The following is a 7854-nucleotide window of genomic DNA, read 5'->3' as shown; positions in this document are numbered from 1 at the left end:
GCCATGTTCTGGGGCAGGCTGAAAATACCGCTGCCGATCATCGAGCCGACCACCAGAGCGATCAACAGGCTCAAGGACAGGCGCCTGGGTTCCAGCTGGCGCAAGCTTCCCGCCTCAGGGCGAGGCGAAATGCCTGGAATAGTCGGTTGGGTGCCGTGCACATGCGTTGCCATGCAAACCTCCACGAGACAATTTCTTCGTCGGCTATCGCCAATGCGAAAGCATGAATGCTGATGATTAATGTCTGCGCGAATGGGCTGCCGGGAGTTGATGTAGATCAGAGGAATGGCAAACCGCGCGAAGGACACAAGGGATAAACCCAATGGGCTGGTGCGCCGCAGTGCCGTATAGAAAAGGCAGGGAGTGCTCACAGGATTCGAGTGGTTGGGCGGCGGTTGGGTGTCAGCGTATTTCGCTTATTCAATCRCGGCCYGGCGCAGGCGCAAGGCATTGAACACYACYGAKGCMGAGCTCACGCTCATGGCCAGCGCCGCGATCAGTGGCGATAGAAGATGACCGGTCAGCGGGTAGAACACACCGGCGGCCAGTGGAATGCCCATGGCGTTGTAAAGGAAGGCGAAGGTCAGGTTCTGGTGCATGTTTCTCACGGTGGCCACTGACAGGCTGCGGGCACGCAGGATGCCGAGCAGGTCGCCCTTGACCAGGGTCACCTGGGCGCTGTTCATCGCCACGTCAGTGCCGGTGCCCATGGCGATACCCACATCGGCGCGCGCCAGTGCCGGGGCGTCATTGATGCCGTCGCCAGCCATCGCCACCCGGTGTCCGGCCTGTTGCAGCGCCGCGACCAGGCGCTCCTTGTCTTGCGGCTTGACCTCGCCGTGCACTTCTTCGATACCCAATTGACGCGCCACCGAACGGGCCGTCGTAAGGCCGTCGCCAGTCGCCATGACGACCTTGACGCCGTCCGCTTGCAGACGGCCGACTGCCAGTTTCGAGGTGGGCTTGATGGGGTCGGCTACCGCCAATAACCCCGCCAGGACACCATCGACCGCCAGGTACATGATGCTCGTGCCGTCACTGCGTAGCATTTCTGCCTGGGCTTGCAAGCTCTGTATGGAAACACCCGCCTCATCCATCAACACCGTATTGCCCAGTCTCAGGCCACGCCCCTCGACCTGACCGCTGACGCCAATACCGGAGGCGGACTCAAAGGCTTCAGGTGTGCTCAGTGTCAGACCCATGCGGCGGGCTTGCTCGACGATGGCATGTGCCAACGGGTGCTCGCTGCCCTGATTGAGAGACGCCGCCAGGCGCAGCACTTCGTCCTGGGTAAATCCGGGTGCCGCCTCGACACTGTGGAACGCTGGCCGACCTTCGGTGAGGGTGCCGGTCTTGTCGACGATCAAGGTGTCGATCTTGCGCAGGTTCTCGATGGCGGCGGCATCGCGAAACAACACACCGACACTGGCGGCCTTGCCGGTGGTGACCATGACCGACATTGGTGTCGCCAGACCCAGGGCACAGGGGCAGGCAATGATCATGACCGCGACGGCGTTGATCAGGCCAAATACCCAGCTTGGCTCTGGCCCCCACAGGCCCCAGCCGACCAGCGTCAGCAGCGCGATGCTGATCACCCCGATCACAAAGTAACCGGCGATCACGTCGGCCAGACGTTGCATTGGCGCTTTCGAACGCTGTGCCTGCGCAACCATCTGCACGATCTGCGCGAGGAGGGTCGCTGCCCCGACCTTCTGTGCCTGCATCACCAGACTGCCATGGAGGTTGAGGGTGGCGCCGATCAATACGTCACCGGCCTTTTTCATGACCGGTATCGGCTCACCGGTGAGCATCGACTCATCCACCGCGCTTTCGCCTTGCAGCACCTGACCGTCGACCGGCACTTTTTCACCCGGGCGTATGCGCAAGGTGTTGCCGCTGTGTACGTGGGTCAACGGGATGTCTTCTTCCGTGCCGTCGGCATTGATCCGGCGGGCGGTTTTCGGTGCCAGCCCAAGCAGCGACTTGATGGCTGCCGAGGCTTGCGAACGCGCCTTGAGTTCGAGCATCTGGCCGAGCAAGGTCAGCGAAATGATCACCGCCGCCGCTTCGAAGTACACGCCGATGCGACCGTCCATCATGAACGTGTCGGGGAAGGTATTGGGGGCCAGGGTGGCGACGACGCTGTAAAGGAAGGCCGCTGCCGTACCAAGACCTATCAACGTCCACATGTTGGGACTGCGCTGAATTACCGAATGTACGCCGCGCACATAAAAAGGCCATCCAGCCCACAGCACGACGGGGGTGGCCAGTGCCAGCTCGATCCAGGTTTGTAGGGGACCGTGGAACAGCATCAGGACATGACTGCTCATGGCCAGCACCGTGACGATCACTGTCAGCGGCAATGTCCACCAGAAGCGCCGGGTGAAGCTCTTGAGCTCGGGGTTCTCGTCCTCTTCCAGTTCGGGGATCACCGGCTCCAGGGTCATCCCGCACTTGGGGCAGGTACCGGGGCCCGTCTGGCGGACTTCCGGGTGCATGGGGCAGGTGTATTCAGCAGTAGCTGACAAGCGGGCTGCGGGCATCCGATCGACCGGGGGTGCCGGGTTGTGCTCTTGATGATGCTCAACGCCGTGCATGAGTCAATTCCTGTTCTCGTCCTTGACCGGGTCTGCGGTTTCGCTTCGATGGCTGTGACCACCGTGATGGTGGTGCCCAAACAAATGCATCAGCGGACACAACAGCAAAATCGAGTAGGGCAACAGGCCGAGAATATGGCCGTAGTGCTCACGGRCCAGATAGAACAATGCAATGACCAGCAGCATGCCTAGCGCGATGCCGGATTTGCTTCTCCAAAATGCTGGAGACGTGTTGGTCGAGTGCTGTGAGTTGATCATGGTTGGGTGCTCCAGGGGAGTGAGCGCTGCCAATACGCCGAACAGGATCAACACCGCGGTTTCAGGGTGAAACCGCCGTGGCCGTTACGACAGGCTTGTCCGGATCACTGGTTCATCGGCATCTTCATCATGTTCGATTGCTGATCCATCATATTCATCATCATGTTCATCATGCCCATTCTGTCCTTGTTGCCCGGCATACCCATGTCATTACAGTTTGCATTCATCATGGCCATACCGTCCTTCATCGTCTTCATGCTCTCCTGCATGGCGGCCCGCCGCTCGGCAGGGGTTTTGGCGGCGGCGATTTTGTCGTGTGCAGCCTGCATTTTTTTCATTTGCTCGGCCATGGCCTTGTTCTGCTCAGCTGTGGCGGGTGTGGCGGGTGTGCTGGTTTGAGCGGGGTCGGTCGGGTTCAGCTCCGGGTGGTGTTCATCGACGGCCGAGGCCACGAGCGGGCTGCTCACAAGCAGGGCGGCGAGGATCAATTTCAATGAGGCATGCATGGCAATCTCCAAAGGATGAGGACAACACCGTAATACCCACAGCACGATGATGGCGAAACCAGAACATGGAACTTCCCCGGTAATGAAATAGCGGGATTCTGTTTTTTCAACCTACAGCACACCAAAACTCCATGATTGATCAAAATCAAATCAAACGTAGTCAGTCAGGTCCGCCAAGCCCAAGCCATGAATGCTGTTCACTTAAGCAATTTCAGCCGCAACGCACTCTTTGTAGCAGCCTTCGGCAGCTGCTACAGATCGCATTACGGCTTGAATGAACACGCTTGTCGCTGACCGTGACCGGGTAACGCTCAGTCCATTTCATATAAGCGCTAAGCAACGGCACCAAATGAAATACCGACAGCAGCGGTAATGGCCATCGCCAGCGCGCCCCACAGCGTCACCCGCCAGGCGCCGATCAGCAGATTGGCACCGCCTGCCTTGGCGGCAATACCGCCTAAAGCGCCCAGGAATACCAGTGACATGCCGGATATCCAGGCAATCACACTGCCAGTCGGTGCGAGGATGGTCACGCCCAGCGGCAATGCGGCGCCCACTACAAAACTGGCCGCCGAGGACATTGCCGCCTGCAGCGGTTTTGCGCTGAGCGCATCGGAAATGCCCAGTTCGTCGCGCGCATGTGAGCCCAGTGCATCGTGCGCCATGAGTTGCGTGGCGACTTTACTGGCCAGTTCGGGTTCAACACCGCGATCCACATAGATGGCCGCCAACTCCCGGTGTTCGGCAAGCGGCGCTGTCTCAAGCTCTGCTTGTTCGCGCAACAGATCGGCCCGTTCGGTATCGGCCTGGGAATGCACGGAGACGTATTCTCCCGCCGCCATCGACATCGCACCCGCCACCAGCCCGGCCACGCCCGTGACGAGCAAGGTGCTATGGGTGGCATTGGCGGCGGCGACGCCGATCAGCAGACTGGCGGTCGATACTATGCCGTCGTTGGCACCCAATACCGCGGCCCGAAGCCAGCCGATTCGCTCATGCTTATGGGATTCAGCGTGTCTGCGAAAGAACTTCATCGTTGAAATCTGCTCACTGTCGTTGAATTGATACCGATCAAAAAAATGCCTGGATAAATCAACCACTGGCCTGGTCGTTTCAGCGAGTTTCAATCTGCGCCTGGAGCTGTCCGGCAACAACCGATAGTTCCCTGAAATGCTCACCATCATGTATTACGAACAACGCATCCATACCGCGTTCCTGCGCAAGCTCAGGACCGGCTTTCTCCCCCAGGACCATCAGCGCGGTGGCCCATGCATCGGCGAGCATGCAGGTGGCGGCGACCACCGTCACGGCCGCGAGTGAGTTGGACAAGGGCGCTCCGCGAGCCGGATCCATCGTATGCGAGTAATGCCGGCCCGCGACCTCGATCCACTGACGATAGTCCCCGGACGTGGCAATCGCCGCATCGCTGATCTCCATTACCCCCATGACCTCACGAATGCCGCGGCGGGGTCTTTCAATCGCAACAATCCAGGACTCTCCACCCGGCTTGGCCCCGTGCGCGCGCATTTCACCGTCGATCCCCACCAAATAGTTCGTTATCCCCCAGCCATCGAGGCAACGTGCCATTTCATCCACCGCAAAGCCCTTGGCGATGCCTGATAGATCAAGGGTAGTCGCTGAGCGTTTACGGGCCAGGTTGCGCAACGGATCAATCTCCAGCGCTTGCGTGGCTGGCACGCGCGCCTGACGATCCGAGGCACTGATATGCGCTGCGCCGGGTCGTTGTTCGCCAGGCCCGAAGCCCCAGGCATTGACCAGATCACCCACGGCGATATCAAACGCCCCGTTGGATTGACGACCCACCCGTAGCGCCGTGGCCAGGACGGTGGCCAGCTCCTCGGGTATGGGCAGCCATTGCTGTTCGGCTGCTGCGTTGAGACGGTTGAGCGCGGAATGGGTCTTCCAGGTCGACATCTGTTGATCCACCGTGTCGACAGCCGCAAACAGACTCTCGTTGATGGCAGCCTCATCCACCGGTGGCTCGGCGTAAAACACCGCGCTGTAACGGGTGCCCATGGTCTCCCCGCTCAGGCTATAGCGCTGGGGGTCAGTAGACATCTTCACGGTAGCGTCCTTGTGATTTGAGCGTCAGCACATTCAAGTCGAGCGGAGCCAACACTTCATCCAGGGCGTTCATCACCCCTTTGGCCATCTCGCGACTCCCGCACACCAATACGTGGGCACCTTTTTCAATCAGGTGACGGAGTGCCATCGCGTCGGTGATCAGGCGGTCCTGCACATAGCTGCGTTCATGGGTTTGGGAGAAGGCGGCGCGCAACCCCCCGTACCGGCGCCGATGAGAATCACCGGCTGTTTTCCACGGCCGGGACGAAACTCGGGATTGGGCTGTATGAAGGCTTCAATCTGTCCTCCCAGCGGCAAATCATGAAGGAACCCGGAACACACGCCGTCTGCGTGTTTACGCACACAAATTTCCAGAACGCCGTCATCTGATCCGCTGGCCAGTGAGTAGTAGCGCGGCACCCTGGAACCGGGCGGCAGCACGCCAACCAGATCTCCGGCCTGGAACCGGGGCAGGCCGCTGTTGCGTCTGTGTTTGAGCTCGCCCGGCGAGCGAGACGTTGCGGCTGCGTTGAAACGCAGGATCTGGGTGGGGGCGTTCACGTGTTCGCCGTAGTGTGTGCGATCGATCAACGCCAGGGTCGTGGTTTCCGGCAGCCGTGGGGCGTGTATCAGCGTCAGTTCATGGCCCAGCAATCGGCCAACGGCGCTGCCCCAACGGGTGAACGCCTGGGCGGATTGGCGATTGATGGTTTCAAGTTCCAGCAGCTGCGTCCCGCCTGAAGCCAGCAGAGCCGCCTGAGCGTCCTTGGCAAACTGACAAAACTTCGGGAACTGCCGATCGCCAAATCCCAGTACGGCAAAACCCAGGCCAGGCTTTAGGCGGGCATTCGCCAGTCGTTTGAAGAATTGCGAGGCCGAGGCGGGTGCGTCACCGTCGCCGGTGGTGGCGGTCAGGATGAACAGCCGTTGGGCGCTGCGATACTCCACCGCGAGCCGGTTCATGGGCGCGGTATGGACGCGGTGGCCGGTCTGGTGCAAAGCCTCATGCAAGGTGTTGGCGAAGCCCCAGGTGGTGTTGCTTTCGCTGCCGACCAGAATCACCGTGTCGGCGTTTTGCGCGCCACTGTTGTGACGGATTTTCGGCTGTGACTGGCGACGACGCCACCACAGCAGCGCACCGGTGACGCTCATCAACGGCACGCTGAGCGCGCAAACGCCGAGGAACAGGCCCAGCCACCAGAGGTTTTCGCCGGTATGCAACTGGTAGATGAACTCGTAGGCATTCCGCATGGAGTCGTGGGGCACGTAAGACAACAGCGCTCCGTTGGTGGGGTCGACATAGCCGTCGCCCTGCGCAGTACGCAACGAAAAGAAATCCTCTGGATGGCCGACGCTGGGGTAGGCCAGCTCGCGCAGGTCGTTCAGGTCAGTCGCCAGCAGTGCTGGCAAGGTTGTGACCGGTGCTGCCGGGCCGCTGCTGAGCGTGCTCGGAAATACCGGCTCGAGTTGCGTCCCGTCCGAGATCAGGCCGAAGGTGGTGGCCGACATGTACATCCCGGTCAACGCGGACAACAGTAAGCCCAGAATCGCGAAACGCCCGACTTCAGCGTGCCAGCGCTGATTGAAACTGCCGCGCAGTGGCCGCATCACGCGCCGCCAGCCGCCCAGGCGCTGTGCCAGCAGCGCAGCCCCGGAAATCGACAGTATCAGGATGAACAGCGCACCGATGCCGGCTACCGCATGCCCCGGTGTGCCTGACAGCAATGACCGGTGCAGGTCTTTTACCCAGCGGGTGAACGCAGAGGGCGTATAGCTCGCAACACCTGCTCCGGTCAGCGGGTCGACGCGCTCGGCGCCGGTCTGGCCGTCCTGGGTGAAATACACGATGACTGAACCCGAGGCGGTACGGCGGATTTTTTCGACCCCGGGGTAGTGGTTCGCCACTCGACCGGCCAACTCGGCAACGTTCACCTGACCGGATGCCGGTACTGTCGCGCTCAGTCTTTCCAGGGCCGGATTGATCGACAGGATCGCACCGCTGATCGCCAGCAGCATGACCAGCAGCGCCGCGACGAGACCGGGCAGTGAGTGAAACTGGCGTAGCATGGTCAGCCTCCAAGGGGTGCCGGTGTCACATGTCGTAGGTAAAGGACTCGATGTAACCGCTGCCGGTAGAAGGTTTTCCCGCGCCTTGGGTGGTCAATGGCACGGCAATATCGGAGCGGGCCTCACGTTGATTCTCGACAGCACTGTCGACGCGGATCTGATAGCCGGCATCAATCAGCGTGTCTGCCAGTTCAACATTCACTTTCAGGGTGCGCCCGCTGCCGACGCTGGCGCCGCTGACCCCGTCAAACTCGCGGGGGTTCAAGCCGCTGCCGCGGGCCCAGTCGGACAAATGCCTGTAGTACTTGGCCTTTTTGCCAGCTACCCACAGGGTTTTCTGG

6 protein-coding genes and 2 pseudogenes are annotated in these 7854 nt (G+C 60.7%); all 8 read right to left on the bottom strand.

Going from position 1 to position 7854, the window contains the following annotated elements:
- Nucleotides 1-173, bottom strand: a pseudogene (locus AC1DH9_RS20290) (arginine-ornithine antiporter); the annotation flags it as partial.
- Nucleotides 174-416: 243 nt separating this feature from the next.
- A complete protein-coding gene (locus AC1DH9_RS20285; RefSeq protein WP_477808662.1) occupies nucleotides 417-2543 on the bottom strand; it encodes a copper-transporting P-type ATPase in 2127 nt (708 codons plus the stop codon).
- A gap of 57 nt (nucleotides 2544-2600) precedes the next feature.
- Nucleotides 2601-2909, bottom strand: coding sequence for a DUF2933 domain-containing protein (locus AC1DH9_RS20280; RefSeq protein WP_477808661.1), 309 nt, complete (start codon nucleotides 2907-2909; stop codon nucleotides 2601-2603).
- A gap of 50 nt (nucleotides 2910-2959) precedes the next feature.
- Nucleotides 2960-3361 (bottom strand): hypothetical protein, encoded by a 402-nt coding sequence (locus AC1DH9_RS20275; RefSeq protein WP_427539861.1) that lies wholly within the window; start codon nucleotides 3359-3361, stop codon nucleotides 2960-2962.
- A gap of 332 nt (nucleotides 3362-3693) precedes the next feature.
- Nucleotides 3694-4395 carry a VIT1/CCC1 transporter family protein gene (locus tag AC1DH9_RS20270; RefSeq protein ID WP_427539864.1) on the bottom strand — a complete coding sequence of 234 codons (702 nt, stop codon included), beginning with the start codon at nucleotides 4393-4395 and terminating at the stop codon, nucleotides 3694-3696.
- Between the two features lie 79 nt (nucleotides 4396-4474).
- Nucleotides 4475-5440: an FAD:protein FMN transferase gene (locus AC1DH9_RS20265; protein WP_427539933.1), complete on the bottom strand. Its 966-nt coding sequence runs from the start codon at nucleotides 5438-5440 to the stop codon at nucleotides 4475-4477.
- Nucleotides 5430-7513, bottom strand: a pseudogene (locus tag AC1DH9_RS20260) (PepSY domain-containing protein). Before AC1DH9_RS20260 ends, AC1DH9_RS20265 begins: the two are co-directional and overlap by 11 nt.
- Nucleotides 7514-7538: 25 nt before the next feature.
- Nucleotides 7539-7854: DUF2271 domain-containing protein (locus AC1DH9_RS20255; protein WP_477808660.1), on the bottom strand; the 316-nt coding region annotated here is incomplete at its 5' end.

The organism is Pseudomonas sp. 05T35 (genome assembly GCF_056396605.1).
This window is presented reverse-complemented; position numbering and strand designations above follow the sequence as displayed.

Coding starts and splice junctions, on each gene's coding strand:
- AC1DH9_RS20275 (WP_427539861.1), bottom strand. CDS start 3,361: ATGCATGCCTCATTGAAATTGATCCTCGCCGCCCTGCTTGTGAGCAGC.
- AC1DH9_RS20265 (WP_427539933.1), bottom strand. CDS start 5,440: ATGTCTACTGACCCCCAGCGCTATAGCCTGAGCGGGGAGACCATGGGC.
- AC1DH9_RS20270 (WP_427539864.1), bottom strand. CDS start 4,395: ATGAAGTTCTTTCGCAGACACGCTGAATCCCATAAGCATGAGCGAATC.